The sequence below is a fragment of the Pseudomonas poae genome, assembly GCF_001439785.1.
In the GTDB taxonomy this organism is placed as follows: Bacteria; Pseudomonadota; Gammaproteobacteria; order Pseudomonadales; family Pseudomonadaceae; genus Aquipseudomonas; species Aquipseudomonas poae.
In genome coordinates this window covers 23649-41369 of record NZ_JYLI01000027.1, presented here as the reverse complement: position 1 = coordinate 41369, position 17721 = coordinate 23649, and the positions used below count along the sequence as shown (strand labels likewise).

General features: G+C 57.9%; 16 protein-coding genes and 2 tRNA genes. 1 reads left to right on the top strand and 17 read right to left on the bottom strand.

All coding sequences use genetic code 11. The features are described from left to right. Window positions 1-84: 84 nt before the first annotated feature. The 14 genes from rpsO to rlmE all read right to left on the bottom strand — a co-directional run bounded on the left by rpsO (window position 85) and on the right by rlmE (window position 13083). Window positions 85-354 (bottom strand): 30S ribosomal protein S15, encoded by a 270-nt coding sequence (rpsO, locus tag TU75_RS24245; protein ID WP_003176135.1) that lies wholly within the window; start codon window positions 352-354, stop codon window positions 85-87. Window positions 355-469: 115 nt separating this feature from the next. Then, window positions 470-1387: a tRNA pseudouridine(55) synthase TruB gene (truB, locus tag TU75_RS24240; protein WP_003235022.1), complete on the bottom strand. Its 918-nt coding sequence runs from the start codon at window positions 1385-1387 to the stop codon at window positions 470-472. 3 nt (window positions 1388-1390) lie between these two features. Next, entirely contained in the window at window positions 1391-1786 is a 396-nt protein-coding gene (rbfA, locus tag TU75_RS24235; protein ID WP_003176137.1) for a 30S ribosome-binding factor RbfA, read from the bottom strand. Window positions 1787-1944: 158 nt separating this feature from the next. Further along, window positions 1945-4461, bottom strand: coding sequence for a translation initiation factor IF-2 (gene infB / locus TU75_RS24230; protein WP_003235024.1), 2517 nt, complete (start codon window positions 4459-4461; stop codon window positions 1945-1947). 27 nt (window positions 4462-4488) lie between these two features. Beyond that, window positions 4489-5970 (bottom strand): transcription termination factor NusA, encoded by a 1482-nt coding sequence (nusA, locus tag TU75_RS24225; RefSeq protein WP_003235027.1) that lies wholly within the window; start codon window positions 5968-5970, stop codon window positions 4489-4491. 47 nt (window positions 5971-6017) lie between these two features. Then, entirely contained in the window at window positions 6018-6476 is a 459-nt protein-coding gene (rimP, locus tag TU75_RS24220; protein ID WP_003235029.1) for a ribosome maturation factor RimP, read from the bottom strand. Between the two features lie 140 nt (window positions 6477-6616). Then, window positions 6617-6693 (bottom strand) — tRNA-Met (locus TU75_RS24215). Window positions 6694-6789: 96 nt separating this feature from the next. Continuing rightward, window positions 6790-6875 (bottom strand) — tRNA-Leu (locus TU75_RS24210). Window positions 6876-6897: 22 nt separating this feature from the next. Continuing rightward, on the bottom strand, window positions 6898-7281 hold the full coding sequence (gene secG / locus TU75_RS24205) for a preprotein translocase subunit SecG (protein WP_003235031.1): 384 nt from the start codon (window positions 7279-7281) through the stop codon (window positions 6898-6900). Window positions 7282-7285: 4 nt separating this feature from the next. Continuing rightward, window positions 7286-8041 carry a triose-phosphate isomerase gene (tpiA, locus tag TU75_RS24200; RefSeq protein WP_060550385.1) on the bottom strand — a complete coding sequence of 252 codons (756 nt, stop codon included), beginning with the start codon at window positions 8039-8041 and terminating at the stop codon, window positions 7286-7288. A gap of 66 nt (window positions 8042-8107) precedes the next feature. After that, a complete protein-coding gene (glmM, locus tag TU75_RS24195; RefSeq protein ID WP_003235035.1) occupies window positions 8108-9445 on the bottom strand; it encodes a phosphoglucosamine mutase in 1338 nt (445 codons plus the stop codon). 16 nt (window positions 9446-9461) lie between these two features. Beyond that, complete coding sequence (gene folP, locus TU75_RS24190) at window positions 9462-10313, bottom strand: dihydropteroate synthase (RefSeq protein ID WP_003235037.1); 852 nt, start codon at window positions 10311-10313, stop codon at window positions 9462-9464. A gap of 8 nt (window positions 10314-10321) precedes the next feature. Further along, the gene (ftsH, locus tag TU75_RS24185) at window positions 10322-12232 is read right to left on the bottom strand and encodes an ATP-dependent zinc metalloprotease FtsH (RefSeq protein WP_003235039.1); all 1911 of its coding nucleotides are present in this window, start codon (window positions 12230-12232) and stop codon (window positions 10322-10324) included. Between the two features lie 200 nt (window positions 12233-12432). Further along, window positions 12433-13083 (bottom strand): 23S rRNA (uridine(2552)-2'-O)-methyltransferase RlmE, encoded by a 651-nt coding sequence (gene rlmE, locus TU75_RS24180; protein WP_003235041.1) that lies wholly within the window; start codon window positions 13081-13083, stop codon window positions 12433-12435. A gap of 105 nt (window positions 13084-13188) precedes the next feature. On the opposite strand from rlmE, the gene yhbY reads away from it, so the two are divergent. Then, window positions 13189-13497 carry a ribosome assembly RNA-binding protein YhbY gene (gene yhbY, locus TU75_RS24175; protein ID WP_003235044.1) on the top strand — a complete coding sequence of 103 codons (309 nt, stop codon included), beginning with the start codon at window positions 13189-13191 and terminating at the stop codon, window positions 13495-13497. A 9-nt stretch (window positions 13498-13506) separates the two neighbouring features. On the opposite strand, the gene TU75_RS24170 is transcribed toward yhbY, so the two are convergent. The 3 genes from TU75_RS24170 to carB are packed head-to-tail and all read right to left on the bottom strand — an operon-like array spanning window position 13507 to window position 17634. Further along, the gene (locus tag TU75_RS24170; protein ID WP_032870846.1) at window positions 13507-13911 is read right to left on the bottom strand and encodes a hypothetical protein; all 405 of its coding nucleotides are present in this window, start codon (window positions 13909-13911) and stop codon (window positions 13507-13509) included. A 28-nt stretch (window positions 13912-13939) separates the two neighbouring features. Next, window positions 13940-14416: a transcription elongation factor GreA gene (gene greA, locus TU75_RS24165; protein ID WP_003235048.1), complete on the bottom strand. Its 477-nt coding sequence runs from the start codon at window positions 14414-14416 to the stop codon at window positions 13940-13942. Further along, window positions 14413-17634 carry a carbamoyl-phosphate synthase large subunit gene (carB, locus tag TU75_RS24160; protein WP_003235050.1) on the bottom strand — a complete coding sequence of 1074 codons (3222 nt, stop codon included), beginning with the start codon at window positions 17632-17634 and terminating at the stop codon, window positions 14413-14415. The genes greA and carB overlap by 4 nt, the downstream gene beginning before the upstream one ends. Window positions 17635-17721 lie beyond the last annotated feature (87 nt).

The window sequence follows — 17721 nt, the reverse complement described above, 5'->3', positions numbered from 1 at the left end:
AAACTTGAGGCTGGGAGCCTGCCGTGGGCCAGCGGGAATCCCACTGACACACGGCAGACAACCAACCTCTAGCGCAATCGCTTGTTAGCGACGCAGACCCAGGCGACCGATCAGAGCCTGATAACGACCCAGATCCTTGCCTTTCAGGTAGTCCAGCAGCTTACGGCGCTGGTTTACCATGCGGATCAGACCACGACGGGAGTGGTGGTCTTTACCGTTGGCCTTGAAGTGACCTTGCAGCTTGTTGATGTTGTGGGTCAGCAGTGCAACTTGCACTTCTGGCGAACCAGTGTCACCAACAGCTTGCTGATAGTCAGCTACGATTTGTGCTTTTTCTTGAACGTCGAGAGCCATGAGGCAATCCTTTTTTCAGGAAACCACCCAAGGGGTGATCTCAATAGGCCAGGGACAAATCCCTGTATCTAAAAATGAGAAGTGACCGTGCCTATTAACAGCCACCCTCGTTCGGTCATTCTGACCGAATCAGTCGACGCGGCGCTATGCGCCCGTCTTCGCTCACTTCACCGATACCGATGAAGCGACCGTTATGATCCTGTACCCGCACCATGCCGAACTTCGGGGCATCCGGGGCACGTACCGGCTGGCCGTTGAGCCAGTAGAACGCGCTGTGCTCCGAAAAGTGCAGCAACGGCCAATCGAGCAAACCGCTGTCCGATGGCATCAGGAAGCGATCAACCGCTTCGTTGCCGCCTTCGGCGTGAACCGCTTCCAACTCTTCCAGCGTGACCGTCTGAGCCAAGCTGAAGGGCCCTGCCTGGGTACGTCGCAGTTCTGCTACGTACGCGCCGCAACCAAGCTGTTCACCTATATCTTCCACGAGGGTACGGATATAGGTGCCCTTGCTGCAATCCACGGCCAAGCGTGCGGTGTCGCCTTCACAGGCGAGCAATTCCAAGCGCGCAATAGTAACAGAACGCGGTTCGCGCTCCACTACTTCGCCCGCACGAGCCAACTTGTAAAGAGGTTGGCCATCACGCTTGAGAGCCGAGTACATCGGCGGTATCTGGCTGATTTGCCCACGAAAACCGGGTAAAGCCGCCTCGATATCAGCACGACCAACGGTCACATCGCGCACCTGCAAAACATCACCTTCGGCGTCAGCCGTGGTGGTGGTCTTGCCCAATTGCATCAGGGTTTCGTAACCCTTGTCGGAATCGAGCAGGTATTGCGAGAACTTGGTGGCTTCGCCAAAGCACAACGGCAACACGCCGGTGGCCAGGGGATCGAGACTGCCGGTGTGTCCGGCTTTCTCGGCATTGAGCAGCCAGCGAACCTTCTGCAACGCGGCATTGGAGGTAAATCCAATGGGCTTGTCGAGCAGGATGATGCCGCTGACGTTGCGACGGATACGTTTGACCTGAGCCACCGCTTACTCCTTGGCGTCTTCAGGTGTGGACGGGTGCTGGCTGTCTTCGGCCACTGCGCGCTCGATCAGTGCCGACAGGTGCGCGCCACGCACGACACTTTCGTCGTAGTGAAAGTGCAACTGGGGCACGCTGCGCAGCTTCATTTCACGGGCCAACTGCATGCGCAGGAAGCCTGCGGCCGAGTTGAGTACCTTGATGCTCTGCGCGATTTCTTCGCTGTTGTCCTGGCCCATTACGGTGATGAAGATCTTGGCGTGACCCACGTCACGGCTCACTTCAACGGCGGTAATGGTGACCAGGCCGACACGCGGGTCTTTGACTTCGCGACGGATCAGTTGAGCCAGCTCGCGCTGCATCTGATCGCCGATACGCTGGGTACGGCTATATTCTTTTGCCATGTCTTGTTACCTGTTACTGCCACACGGTGAAACCCGTGGGGTCTGAAAGCGGCAAACGCCCGGCCTGACAAAAGCCAGACCGGGCGTTGCGTTTAGAGTCCGGACGCCGCGTGGGGCATTGCATGCCTACACGCCGCGTGGCTCCTGAAGTGCGCGAGTCAGAGGCTGCGAGCAACCTGAACCTTCTCGAAGACTTCGATCTTGTCGCCAACCTTGACGTCGTTGTAGCTCTTGACGCCGATACCGCATTCCATGCCGGCACGTACGTCAGCAGCGTCGTCCTTGAAGCGGCGCAGGGATTCCAGCTCGCCTTCGAAGATAACGATGTCATCACGCAGTACACGGATTGGACGGTTACGGTACACGGTACCTTCAACCACCATGCAGCCGGCGATCGCGCCGAATTTCGGCGAGCGGAACACGTCACGCACCTCGGCGATACCCAGGATGTTCTCCCGAACGTCGCTGCCAAGCATGCCGGTAAGGGCTTTCTTGACGTCTTCGATGATGTCGTAGATGACGTTGTAGTAACGCATGTCAAGGCCTTCCTGCTCGACGATCTTGCGAGCGCCAGCATCGGCACGCACGTTGAAGCCGAACAGTACAGCGTTGGAAGCCAGTGCCAGGTTGGCGTCGGACTCGGTGATACCACCGACACCGCCACCGACAACGCGCACTTGCACTTCGTCGTTACCCAGGCCATTCAAGGCGCCGTTCAACGCTTCGAGGGAACCACGAACGTCAGATTTGAGGACGATGTTAAGCGTCTTCTTCTCTGCCTGGCCCATGTTCTCGAAGATGTTTTCCAGCTTGCCGGCGTGAGCACGGGCCAGTTTGACTTCGCGGAACTTGCCTTGACGGAACAGAGCCACTTCACGGGCTTTCTTCTCGTCCGACAGCACGCTCATCTCGTCGCCAGCGTCCGGGGTACCGTCCAGGCCGAGGATCTCGACAGGGATGGAAGGACCGGCTTCCTTGATGGGCTTGCCGTTTTCGTCGAGCATGGCACGTACACGGCCATAGTTCGAACCGACCAGTACCATGTCGCCCTGACGCAGGGTGCCGTCTTGAACCAGAACGGTCGCAACCGGGCCACGGCCCTTGTCGAGACGCGATTCAACCACAACACCGCGACCCGGGGCCGATGGGGTTGCTTTGAGTTCAAGTACTTCAGCTTGCAGCAGGACCGCTTCGAGCAGCTCGTCCACACCGGTACCGACTTTCGCCGAGACCGAGACGAATGGCGTATCACCGCCCCACTCTTCAGACGTCACGCCGTGAACCGACAATTCGCTACGGATGCGATCGAGATCGGCGCCCGGCTTGTCGATCTTGTTCACAGCAACCACCAGCGGAACACCGGCAGCCTTGGCGTGCTGGACCGCTTCAATGGTCTGCGGCATCACGCCGTCGTCCGCTGCAACCACCAGAATCACGATGTCAGTCGCCTTGGCACCACGGGCACGCATGGCGGTAAACGCGGCGTGACCCGGGGTGTCGAGGAAGGTGACCATGCCGCGCTCGGTTTCAACGTGGTACGCACCGATGTGCTGGGTGATACCGCCGGCTTCGCCAGCCGCTACCTTCGCACGACGGATGTAGTCGAGCAGGGAAGTTTTACCATGGTCAACGTGGCCCATTACGGTCACGACTGGCGCACGGGAGAACGTCTCACCTTCAAACTTCAGCGACTCGGCCAAGGAATCTTCCAGGGCGGTGTCGCTGACCAGGGTGACTTTGTGACCCAGCTCTTCGGCTACCAGCTGAGCAGTTTCCTGATCGAGCACCTGGTTGATGGTGGCTGGAGTGCCCAGCTTGAACATGAACTTGATGATTTCAGCTGCCTTGACCGACATCTGATTGGCAAGATCGCCAACCGTGATGGTCTCGCCGATCTGCACATCACGCACGACAGGGCCGGTTGGGCTCTGGAAACCGTGGGCATTGCGCTTCTTCAGCTTGGCCTTGCCGCGACCACCACGACGGAAGCCATCGCTTTCTTCGTCGGTAGTACGGGGGGCAACGCGCGGTGCAGGCGCTTTCTCTTTGACCGAAGCACGATGCGGAGCGTTTTTGCGCTCGCCATCGCCACCGCCGCTGCGACGATTGTTATCGTCGGCACGTGGTTTGTCCGGACGACGAGGTTCGTCGCGCTTGCGAGCGTCAGCTGCCGGAGCGGGCGCGGCGGCAACCGGAGCGGCCTCACGCACGGCTTCAACAGGTGCAGCAACCGCATCAGTGGCAGCAGGTTGCGCAGCAGCAGGCTGGCGACGCGCTTCTTCTTCGGCGCGACGCTTGGCTTCTTCTTCAGCCTTCTGACGTGCAGCATTTTCTACTGCGCGACGTTCTTCCAGATCGCGTTTGCGCTCGGCTTCGATTTCTTCCGGGCTGCGCTGTACGAAGACTTTCTTCTTGCGTACTTCAACGCTGATGCTCTTGCTACCCGCAACACGCAGGGTGCTGGTGGTTTTGCGCTGCAATGTAATCTTGCGCGGTTCTTCCACTTTCGCCTTGTGGCTGCTCTTCAAGTGAGTCAGCAAAGACTGCTTCTCACTATCGCTCACACCTTCGTCGGCGGCGGTGTGCGGCAGACCTGCCTCACGCATCTGCTGCAACAGGCGCTCTACCGGTGTTTTGACCTCATCGGCCAGTTGTTTCACCGTGACTTGCGTCATGCACTTCTCTCCTCAGGCCGCGCCTAGTTACTCGAACCAATGGGCTCGGGCGGCCATGATCAACTTGCCGGCACGATCTTCGTCAATGCCGTCGATGTCGAGCAGATCGTCAATAGACTGCTCGGCCAGGTCTTCGCGGGTAATTACGCCGCGCACCGCCAGTTCCATCGCCAAATCCTTGTCCATACCCTCAAGCGAGAGCAGGTCTTCGGCCGGATGGGCGTCTGCCAGCTTTTCCTCAGTAGCGATGGCTTTAGTCAACAAACGATCCTTGGCCCGAGCGCGAAGCTCGTTGACAGTGTCTTCGTCAAAGCCGTCGATGTTGAGCATTTCTTCCAACGGTACGTAGGCAATCTCTTCCAGGCTGGTGAAGCCTTCATCTACCAGTACCTGCGCCAGGTCTTCATCGACTTCCAGCTCTTCGATAAAGTTTCGCAGGATGTCACCGGTTTCAGCTTGCTGCTTAGCCTGGATGTCCGATTCGGTCATCACGTTCAGGGTCCAACCGGTCAGTTGGCTGGCCAGACGCACGTTCTGCCCACCACGACCAATGGCCTGAGCCAGATTGTCTGCGCCAACGGCGATGTCCATTGCATGGGCATCCTCGTCAACGATAATTGCCGCCACTTCAGCCGGCGACATTGCGTTGATGACAAACTGAGCCGGGTTGTCGTCCCACAGCACGATATCAACACGCTCACCGCCCAACTCACCCGACACTGCCTGTACACGCGAACCGCGCATACCGATGCAAGCGCCCTGCGGGTCGATGCGTTTGTCCTTGGAACGGACCGCGATCTTGGCGCGCGAACCCGGATCGCGGGACGCAGCCATAACCTCGATCAGGCCCTCGGCGATTTCCGGCACTTCGATGCGGAACAGCTCGATCAGCATTTCCGGCGCCGTACGCGACAGGATCAGCTGAGGGCCGCGGTTCTCGGTGCGAATTTCCTTGAGCAGTGCACGCAAGCGCACCCCTACACGGAAGGTTTCGCGAGAAATGATGTCTTCGCGAGCCAGCAACGCTTCGGCGTTGTTGCCCAGATCGACGATCACATTGTCGCGGGTAACTTTTTTGACGGTGCCGGAGATGATTTCACCCAGGCGCTCGCGATAGGCGTCAACGACTTGAGCGCGCTCGGCTTCGCGAACCTTCTGCACGATGACCTGTTTAGCGGTCTGTGCAGCGATACGGCCGAACTCGATCGATTCGATCTTTTCTTCGACAACATCACCTACATTGGAGCCAGGATGCGTTTCGGCAACCTTGCTCGGCCAGGTTTCGATGGCCGGATCATCAAGATCGGCTTCTTCAACGACCGTCCAGCGACGGAACGTCTCATAGGCACCGGTGTGGCGGTTGATTTCCACACGCAGATCAACTTCGTCTTCAAAACGCTTTTTGGTAGCAGTGGCCAGGGCCAGCTCCAGCGCTTCAAAAATCACGTTTGCCGGTACACCCTTTTCATTGGATACCGACTCAACAACCAGCAGTACTTCTTTGCTCATCGTACGCCTCGCCTTTCGCAAGCCATTGGATCCGCGGGATCCGCGTCTCAGTCAAAACTGGGAATAATGTTGGCCTTGTCGATCATATCGATCGGCAACAGGAACTCATGGTCTTCTACCTGCACCACGACATCCTGTTCTTCTACACCGCGCAGAAGGCCCTGAAAGTTGCGTCGCCCTTCAAAGGGAGAGCGCAGCTTGATCTTCACTTGTTCACCGGCAAATTTTGCAAACTGATCAATAGTGAACAGTGGGCGTTCCATGCCTGGCGAGGAAACTTCGAGGGTGTATTCAACGGAAATCGGATCTTCAACATCCAGCACACCGCTGATCTGTCGGCTGACAATGGCACAATCGTCCACCAGCACGCCGCCCTCTTTATCGATATAAACGCGCAACATTGAGTGGCGACCTTGAGCCGAGAACTCAATACCCCAGCATTCATAGCCTAGGGCCACGACCACCGGGGCCAGCAAGGCCTGCAACTCTTCTAGCTTGCTCGACACCTGAACCCCCTCGTGCATGTATGTGCATGCTGTGCAAAATAAAAAAATGGGCGAAACGCCCATCCTTGAAACGCCGTCGAACAGCGGCGTTGAAAGTGTCCAGCTAACAAAAAGCCCCTTAAAAGGGGCTCCGCTAAAACTGGTTGCGGGGGCCGGATTTGAACCGACGACCTTCGGGTTATGAGCCCGACGAGCTACCAGACTGCTCCACCCCGCGACAAAGCTGGGGCGGAAGTATACGACCGATCCCTTACAGGGTCAATGTAACCTTCCACCTACAAGAAAGCCCGCAACAGCGGGCTCTCTTGATAATTGGTACCGAGAAGGGGACTCGAACCCCTACACCCTATGGGCACAACCACCTCAAGGTTGCGTGTCTACCAATTCCACCACCTCGGCAATACAGCGTTTACAACCCTTCTTACTTCTGCTCTTGAGCTGGAGGTACGTCAGTCGCTGGAGTAGCCGACTTTTGCTCTTGAAGCACCGGGACATCATCAGAAGCCGGTTTCGCCTTTGGCACTTCCAACACTGCTGGATTTGGCAAACCTGCTTGAGTCAGCACATGAGCTTTCTCTTTAGCAAAGTAACCTAACCCCAAGCTGGTTATGAAGAAACCGGCGGCGAGTATAGCAGTAAACTTACTAAGAAAGGTAGAGGAACCTTGGCTTCCGAACACAGTATTTGAAGCACCTGCACCGAAAGACGCACCAGCATCCGCACCTTTGCCCTGCTGCAGCAAAACCAGGGCAACTACGCCCAGGGCAGCCAACAGATGAAAAACGACTACGACTGTTTCCAGCATTTTTTCAGTTTCCCGCGGCGCGACAGATCGCACCGAACTCATCTGCATTCAGGGAAGCTCCACCAATGAGCCCCCCATCGATATCCGGCATGCCGAACAGTTCGACCGCATTGGCCGCCTTCACGCTGCCGCCGTATAGAAGACGCACACCTTGTGCGACTTCAGAATTCTTTTCCGCCAACTGCGCACGAATGGCTGCGTGCACATCCTGTGCTTGTTGCGGTGTGGCAGTCAGCCCGGTGCCAATGGCCCAGACTGGCTCGTAAGCAATGACCGCGCGTGCAAACGCATCAACACCCAGCTCGTCAATGATGCTATCCAACTGACGCGAGACAACTTCAATCGTCTTGCCAGACTCGCGCTGCTCAAGGGTCTCCCCTACGCACAACACCGGAATCAAGCCACTGGCCTGTGCCGCTGCGAACTTGCGATTGAGCATCTGATCGCTTTCGCCCATCAACTGTCGACGCTCGGAGTGCCCAACCAATACATAGGCGCAACCCGCATCAACCAACTGACTAGGTGCAACTTCACCAGTCAAGGCACCTTGCCCGGGCTCCACCGCAGAATTCTGCGCGCCGACCTGAATCGACGTACCTTTCAAGCCATCAACCACTTGGCTGACATGCAACAAAGGCGGGAAAACCGCAACATCGACACCGCCAGGCAGGGCCAACTCACGAAGGCCGTCGATCAGCTCAGCGACACTGGCGCGGGTACCGTGCATCTTCCAGTTACCAGCTACCATCGTGCGACGCATGCTGTACCCCGTCGGTCAAAGTGGGCGCAGATGTTACCCAACCACACCATCACTGGCAAGCCGAATTCAGGCACAAACTTCAGTTACCAGTTTTGCCAGGTCTTCGGCATGGCCGCGAACCTGTGTTTCGTCTTCACCTTCGACCATGACGCGCACCAGAGGCTCTGTACCGGACTTGCGCAGCAACACGCGCCCGCGCCCTTCCATTGCCAGTGTCACGCGCTCGCAGGCCTCTTTGACAGCCGGATGCTCGATTGGGTTTTCACCGCCAGCGAAACGCACATTGAGCAATACCTGCGGACACTTGCGCAGGGCCTGACGCGCCTGCGCCAGACTCTCCTTGCGGCGACGCAGGGCCAGCAGTACCTGCAGCGCGGCAATAATTGCATCACCCGTGGTGGTGTGCTGGAAGCACACGACGTGCCCTGAGTTCTCGCCACCCACCAGCCAGTTACGCTCGAGCAGCTCGGCAATCACATAACGGTCGCCGACATTGGCACGGATAAACGGAATACCCAGGTCAGCCAGCGCGAGCTCAAGCCCGAGGTTGCTCATCAGTGTGCCGACGACGCCACCTTGCAGCTTGTTACGCTCATGCAAGTCCCGCGCGATGATGAACAGCAGGTCATCACCATCCACCACGGCGCCCGTATGATCCACCATCAGCACGCGGTCACCGTCACCGTCAAAGGCAATCCCCAGATCGGCGTGCTCGGCAAGCACTGCTGCCTGCAATTGCTCCATGTGGGTGGAGCCGCAGTTGTCGTTGATGTTCAAGCCGTTGGGCTGGGCTGACAGCACGGTCACGTCAGCACCCAGCTCCTTGAATACGCTTGGCGCGACCTTATAGGTGGCGCCATGGGCGCAATCAACCACAATCTTCAACCCGGCAAAACTGGTGCTGGTTGGCACACTGCTTTTGCAGAACTCGATATAGCGACCGGACGCGTCGTTGATCCGCGACACTTTGCCCAACTTGCTGGATTCAACCACCGTCATAGGCGCGTCCAGCAATTCTTCGATCATCAACTCGATCTCGTCCGGCAACTTTGTGCCCTGCCCCGAGAAAAACTTGATGCCGTTGTCATCATGCGGGTTGTGCGAAGCACTGATCACGATACCGGCTTCAGCGTGAAAGGTACGCGTCAGGTACGCAATGGCAGGCGTAGGCATTGGGCCCAGTAACATCACGTCGGCACCGGCAGCGGATAGACCTGCCTCCAGGGCGGACTCGAACATGTAGCCTGAAATGCGTGTGTCCTTGCCTACCAGGATGCGGCACGCGCCCATGCTGCGGAACGCCATACCTGCCGCCCAACCCAGCTTGAGCATGAAATCAGGGGTAATCGGAAATTCGCCGACCCGACCACGGATACCGTCGGTGCCAAAGTATTTTTTAGTCATAAGTGCTCCATCATTCTTATTCGGCTGATTCTACAGCGGCAATCATGCGCACCACATCAACAGTCTCGGCAACATCATGCACTCGCAGAATGCGCGCACCTTTGGCTACAGCAAGCGCGGCCAATGCAAGGCCGCCATACAAACGCTCACCTACCGGGCGATTCAAGGCCAGCCCTATCATGCTTTTTCGTGAAACCCCGACCAGCAGCGGTCGACCAAGCGCATGCAGGACTTCCATATGTTTGAACAGGCTCAAATTATGCTGCAGCGTCTTGGCGAAGCCAAAACCCGGATCAAGAATGATCTTTTCAGGCGCAATGCCTGCAGCGGCACACTGCGCCATGCGCCCAGCGAGAAAGCCACTTACCTCGCCCACCAGATCATCGTAATGAGGATTGTCCTGCATATTGCCGGGCTCGCCCAGCATATGCATCAGACAGACAGGCAGACCGGTCGCCGCAGCAGCATCCAGAGCGCCATCACGCCTCAGCGCACGCACATCATTGATCAGGCCGGCGCCCAACCGCGCGGTCTCGCGCATTACAGCGGGCGTCGATGTATCCACCGAAATGATCACGTCCAGCTCGCGAGCGATGCGCTCGACAATCGGCGCCACCCGCTCCAACTCCTCCAGGGGGGAGACCACGCGCGCGCCCGGCCGGGTCGACTCACCACCTACATCAATCAAGGTGGCGCCAGCCGACACCATGGCCTCTGCATGACGCAAGGCTGCATCCAGATGACTAAAGCGGCCACCATCAGAGAAAGAATCGGGGGTTACATTGAGAATGCCCATAACATGTGTATGGGCCAAATCAAGAACCCGATTGCCGCAAGGCAACCGGGTGGAGGACAACGCAGAAGTCATTTCAAACCTTAGTGGTCAGCTGCAGGACCGCCAATCGGGGCTTCAGGACGTTCGTTCTGAACCACGGGCGGAGTGCCCGAAGTGCCCGAACCACCTTCCCAGTCGCGCGGCTCACGTGGAGTACGACCGGCCATAATGTCATCTATCTGATCAGCATCAATGGTCTCGTACTTCATCAGCGCGTCAGCCATTGCGTCCAGCTTGTCGCGATTGTCAGTCAGGATCTGCTTGGCCGTGCCATAGCACTGGTCGATGATACTGCGTACTTCAGAATCGATCAGCTTGGCAGTTTCACCGGAGAAGCTGGCACTTTGACCGCCACCACCACGACCCAGGAACACTTCACCTTCTTCCTCGGCATACATCAACGGACCCAGCTTTTCCGACAGCCCCCATTTGGTCACCATGTTCCGCGCAATCTGGCTGGCGCGCATGATGTCGTTGGAGGCACCGGTGGTCACACCGTCGAAGCCCAGGGTCATCTCTTCGGCAATCCGGCCACCATACAGCGAGCAGATCTGACTGATCAGCGCGCGCTTGGAGAGGCTGTAGCGATCCTCTTCCGGCAGGAACATGGTGACACCCAGTGCCCGACCACGAGGAATGATCGACACCTTGTAAACCGGGTCGTGCTCAGGCACAACGCGACCGACAATGGCGTGACCCGCTTCGTGATAAGCGGTGTTCTGCTTTTCTTTCTCGGACATGACCATGGATTTGCGCTCGGCGCCCATCATGATCTTGTCTTTTGCCAGCTCGAACTCTTTCATTTCAACGATGCGCTTGCCGGTACGAGCGGCAAACAGCGACGCCTCGTTCACCAGGTTGGCCAAGTCGGCACCGGAGAAGCCTGGCGTGCCACGGGCAATCACGGCAGGAGCCACGTCGTCGCCCATTGGCACTTTGCGCATGTGTACTTTGAGGATCTGCTCGCGACCACGGATGTCCGGCAAGCCGACCACCACCTGACGGTCGAAACGACCTGGACGCAGCAGCGCAGGGTCCAGTACGTCCGGCCGGTTGGTAGCCGCGATGACAATGATGCCATCATTCATTTCGAAGCCGTCCATCTCTACCAGCAACTGGTTGAGGGTCTGCTCACGTTCGTCATGACCACCGCCCATGCCAGCACCACGATGGCGACCAACGGCGTCGATTTCATCGATAAAGATGATGCACGGGGCGTGTTTCTTGGCCTGTTCGAACATGTCACGAACACGGCTGGCGCCGACGCCGACAAACATCTCGACGAAGTCAGAGCCGGAAATCGTAAAGAAAGGCACCTTGGCTTCACCGGCAATCGCCTTGGCCAGCAAGGTTTTACCAGTACCCGGAGGACCAACCATCAGCACACCGCGAGGAATACGGCCGCCAAGGCGCTGGAACTTGCCAGGATCGCGCAGGAACTCAACCAGTTCGCCCACTTCTTCCTTGGCCTCGTCGCAACCCGCAACGTCCGCCAATGTGGTCTTCACCTGATCTTCTGAGAGCAGGCGCGCCTTGCTCTTGCCGAAACTCATTGGCCCGCCCTTGCCTCCCGCACCGCCTTGCATCTGGCGCATGAAGAACATGAACACTGCAATAATCACCAGGATCGGGAAGCTCGCGACCAAGAGCTGAGTCCAGATGCTCTGCTGCTCAGGTTGCTTGCCCTCAACCACCACGTGGTTATCCACCAGATCGCCAATCAGGCCATTGTCCTGGATTGCCGGACGGATGGTCTTGAAGCTGTCACCATCGCTGCGCTTACCGGTAATCACGTAGCCATCAACCGCTACGCGCTCGACCTTGCCATCCTTGACCTGCTGGATGAAGTCGGAATAGTTGAGGGTCTGCGGCTCGTTAGGGCTGGAGAAGTTGTTCATCACCGTCACCAGGACAGCCGCAATGATCAACCACAGGATCAGATTCTTTGCCATATCGTTCAATTAACTACCCTCTGAAGCAAGCTCCGCTGCTGGCGCGCGCTTCGCATGATATTCACCGGCCTAACTTACTACATTACCTACAACTCTTGCAGACGCCGTCTGTAACCCTTTGTGAAACTTTGACTGCACAATATTCGTAAAGCTTCATTACGAAAGCGATTTAAAAAAACCTATCGCCCTGCTCGAACACATCAGAATCGCTCTTCGCTTGCCGCACCCTCTACTCCGCGAAACCCGCGGCACAGCAGATACTGTTCACGGGACCTGTCTCGCGAAGAGTCCGGCTTGCGCGTCTGCACCTTGTCGAACAGCTTGCGGATGTTCTTGTGGTACTCGTCAAACCCTTCGCCCTGGAAGACCTTCACCAGAAAATCACCACCTGGGCGCAACACCCGACCTGCCAGATCCAGCGCCAGTTCACAGAGGAACATGGCGCGCGGCATATCTACAGCCGGTAACCCACTCATATTGGGGGCCATGTCGGAAATCACAAGGTCCACCTGAGAATTTCCCACGGCTTCCAGAATCTCGGCCAGGACCGAATCCTGGGTAAAGTCGCCGTGTACAAAGGTCACATCGGGGATGCTGTCCATCTCAAGGATGTCGGAAGCGATCAAACGGCCTTGCCCACCAATCAGACGACTGGTCACCTGAGACCAACCACCCGGTGCCGCGCCCAGGTCAATGACGCTCATGCCTGGACGAATCAATTTGTCCTTGTCCTGGATCTCCAGCAATTTGTAGCTGGCCCGAGAACGGTAGCCGTCCTTCTGCGCCTTTTTGACGTAAGGATCGTTGAAATGCTCTTGCAGCCACTTAAGGCTAGTTTTGGAACGGGCCACGGGCCACCTCGAAAATAAAACGGGTCGTGATTAACTGGGCGGTCCCGGACTCGCTCGGGTAAACTGGCCGCCGCTTTTTACAAGATCAGACGCAGGGGTCAGATTATGCCGCTCACTCAAGAGCAGAAGAAACAGTACAAATCCATTGGCCACCATCTGAAACCAGTTTTGATTGTGGCTGACAACGGTTTGACTGAAGGTGTCTTAGCCGAACTTGAACGCGCATTGGGCGATCACGAACTGATCAAGATCAAGGTCAACATCCTTGATCGCGAAGCGCGCCTGGCGGCCATTGCAGAACTGTGCAAGGCCGGCAAGGCAGACCTGGTCCAGGTCATCGGCAAGATGGCGCTGCTGTATCGCAAGAACTTCAGCGTCAACAAGCAACTGTCGAACGTTCATCGCTTCAAGTAATGAAAAGGGTCAAGGGCGTGCCTCGCGCGCCCCGCCACTCCACCCCGGCGCCGGCTGCATCACCAGCACCAGACCGGAAAACCCTAACACAAGATAGCTGAACAGCTGCCAGCGCAACGCTTCCGGCAGCCAGATATGCACCGCGCAAAACATTGCACAGGCATACAACGCCATCAGCAATAGTTGCCCGCGAATATCCCGCAACAAACTCCCAATACCCTCGGCTGTAACCAGCACCAGTGCCTGGAGCGTCACGCATGCGGCCGCAAAACCTACCAGCAGCGCACTCAATAACCCATCAATCTCATCAATCAGCATCGGCGCCAGGCCAATCAGACCCAATGCCGGCAACACGCCAATGTGCAATAACCACAGGCCTCCGACCCACAGCATCTGGGCCAGTTGCCAAAGCATGGCGCCCGCACGCAGCGGGCGCGGCGCTTCAGACGTGACGAACTTCAACAATCTCGTACTCGATCACGCCACCGGGCGTCTTCACCGCCACTACATCACCCTCTTCCTTGGCGATCAAGGCGCGGGCCAGCGGTGAACCCACGGAGATCTTGCCGAGCTTGAAGTCAGCTTCGTCCTCGCCGACGATGTGGTAGACCACGCTTTCGTCAGTCTCGACGTTGGCGATTTCCACGGTCGTGCCGAAAATCACCTTGCCGGTCTTCGGAATCGTCGTCACATCAATGACCACCGAATTCTGCAGGCGACCCTCGATGTCGCGAATACGCGCCTCGACCATGCCTTGCTGCTCGCGAGCGGCATGGTATTCAGCGTTTTCCTTCAGGTCACCCAGCTCGCGGGCCGTACCGATGTCCTGGCTCAGCTTTGGACGTACGACCTTGGTCAGGTGGGCGTGCTCCTCTTCCAGGGCCTTGAAGCCCTGGACGGTCATTGGGTATTTGGTCATGCCTTCAATCCTGCGTGTAGATCCTGCAAGCGACGCACGGTCTTTTCTGGACCGAACTTGAGCGCTTCGCAGATGGCTTCGCCAGCAGCAATGGTGGTGGTGCAGTAAATCTTGTGCTGCAAGGCATTACGACGAATGGAGTAGGAATCCGCGATCGACTGGCGACCTTCGGTGGTGTTGATGATCAACGTAACTTCGTCGTTCTTGATCATGTCGACCACGTGCGGACGGCCTTCCGTCACCTTGTTCACGCGACGTACTTTCAGGCCGGCAGCTTCGATCAGCTTGGCGGTCCCGGCGGTAGCCACGACTTCGAAGCCCAAGTTGATCAGATCACGGGCAACCCCTGCAACCAGTGGCTTGTCGTCATCACGCACGCTGATGAACGCAGTTCCGCCAGTCGGCAGCACTTCGCTGGCGCCCATCTGGGCCTTGGCGAAGGCTTCGCCAAAGGTGTCGCCCACGCCCATCACTTCACCGGTGGACTTCATCTCTGGGCCCAGGATCGGGTCCACGCCAGGGAACTTGGCGAAGGGGAAAACCGCCTCTTTCACACTGTAGAAGTTCGGAATAATTTCCTTGGTGAAGCCGATTTCCTTCAAGGTCTTACCGGCCATCACACGGGCGGCAATCATCGCCAGGGAAACACCGATGCACTTGGAAACAAACGGCACGGTACGCGAGGCGCGCGGGTTGACTTCGATGACGTAGATGTCTTCGCCTTGCAGCGCCAACTGCACGTTCATCAGGCCGACCACGCCCAACTCCAGGGCCATTTTCTTGACCTGCTCGCGCATCTCGTCCTGGATGTGCGCCGGCAGCGAGTAAGGCGGCAGCGAGCACGCGGAGTCACCGGAGTGAACGCCCGCCTGTTCGATGTGCTGCATGATTGCGCCGATTACCACGTCAGTGCCGTCGCACACCGCATCCACGTCCATCTCGATGGCGCAGTTGAGGAAGTGGTCGAGCAGCACCGGACTGTCGTTGGACACCTTCACCGCATCACGCAGGTAACGCTTGAGTTCTTCTTCTTCGTAGACGATTTCCATCGCACGACCGCCCAGCACGTAGGACGGACGCACCACCAGCGGGTAGCCGATCTTGCTGGCGGCACGGATAGCTTCGTCTTCGCTGCGCACGGTGGCGTTTGGTGGTTGACGCAGGTTCAGGCGCTCAACCATTTGCTGGAAGCGCTCACGGTCTTCGGCACGGTCGATGGCATCCGGGCTGGTACCGATGATCGGCACGCCGGCGGCTTCAAGGGCACGCGCCAGTTTCAGCGGGGTTTGGCCGCCGTACTGGACGATCACGCCCTTTGGCTTCTCGACGCGGCAGATTTCCAGCACGTCTTCCAGGGTCACCGGCTCGAAGTACAGGCGATCGGAGGTGTCGTAGTCGGTGGAAACAGTTTCCGGGTTGCAGTTGACCATGATGGTCTCGTACCCGTCTTCGCGCAGGGCGAGAGCAGCGTGCACGCAGCAGTAGTCGAACTCGATGCCCTGACCGATACGGTTGGGGCCGCCACCCAGAATCATGATCTTGTCGCGACCCGACGGCGCGGCTTCGCACTCCTCCTCATAGGTGGAGTACATGTAGGCGGTGTCGGTGGCGAACTCGGCGGCGCAGGTGTCAACGCGCTTGTAGACCGGGAAAATGTCCAGCTTGTGACGATGAGTGCGCAGGTTTTTCTCGGTCACACCCAGCAGCTTGGCCAGGCGCTGGTCGGAAAAGCCTTTGCGCTTGAGGCGGAACATCAGGTCGCGGTCGATAGACGACAGACCGAGGGTCTTGACCTTCTCTTCTTCCTTGATCAGATCTTCGATCTGCACCAGGAACCATGGATCGATCATGTTCATGCCGAAGATGTCTTCGACCGACAAGCCGGCGCGGAATGCGTCCGCCACGTACCAGATGCGCTCGGCGCCTGGCACGGTCAGCTCGCGCTTGAGAACGCTCATGCTTTCCGGGTTGCTCAGGTCGAGCTTCTCGTCCAGACCACACACGCCGACTTCCAGGCCACGCAGGGCTTTCTGCAGGGATTCCTGGAAGGTCCGGCCGATGGCCATAACTTCACCCACGGACTTCATCTGGGTAGTCAGGCGCGCGTCGGCCTTGGCGAACTTCTCGAAAGCAAAGCGCGGCAGCTTGGTCACAACGTAGTCGATGGATGGCTCGAAAGACGCCGGCGTCGCGCCGCCCGTGATTTCGTTTTGCAGCTCGTCCAGGGTGTAACCGATAGCCAGCTTGGCAGCGATGCGCGCAATCGGGAAGCCGGTCGCTTTCGAGGCCAACGCTGAAGAGCGCGATACGCGAGGGTTCATCTCGATCACGACCATGCGACCGGTGTCCGGGCAGATGCCGAACTGAACGTTGGAACCGCCGGTTTCAACGCCGATTTCACGCAATACCGCCAAAGAGGCGTTACGCATGATCTGGTATTCCTTGTCCGTCAGGGTCTGTGCCGGCGCAACGGTGATCGAGTCACCGGTGTGCACGCCCATCGGGTCGAAGTTTTCGATGGAGCAGACGATGATGCAGTTGTCCTTTTTGTCGCGGACAACCTCCATCTCGTACTCTTTCCAGCCGATCAGGGATTCGTCGATCAGCAGCTCTTTGGTTGGCGACAGGTCCAGGCCACGGGCGCAGATTTCTTCGAACTCTTCGCGGTTGTAAGCAATACCGCCACCGGTGCCGCCCATGGTGAACGACGGACGGATGATGCACGGGAAGCCCAGCTTTTCGAGAACCGCGTTGGCCTCTTCCATGCTGTGGGCGATACCGGAGCGCGGGCAGTCCAGACCGATGGATTTCATGGCCTTGTCGAAACGCGAACGGTCTTCAGCCTTGTCGATGGTGTCGGCGTTTGCGCCGATCATCTCTACGCCGAATTTCTCCAGAACGCCTTCGCGCTCCAGGTCCAGAGCGCAGTTCAGAGCGGTCTGGCCACCCATGGTCGGCAGCAGTGCGTCCGGACGCTCTTTCTCGATGATCTTGGCAACGGTCTGCCATTTGATCGGCTCGATGTAGGTAGCGTCGGCCATGTCCGGATCGGTCATGATGGTGGCCGGGTTGGAGTTCACCAGGATGACGCGGTAGCCCTCTTCGCGCAGTGCCTTGCAGGCCTGGGCGCCGGAGTAGTCGAATTCGCAGGCCTGGCCGATCACGATCGGGCCGGCGCCAAGAATCAGGATGCTTTTTATGTCTGTACGTTTTGGCATGGGTTTGTCACTCAAATCCGCAGGTCAGTCGGCAAGCCGTCTTGAACAATCTTGAATGCCTGCGGGGGCCACCGACAGTCGGGGCCG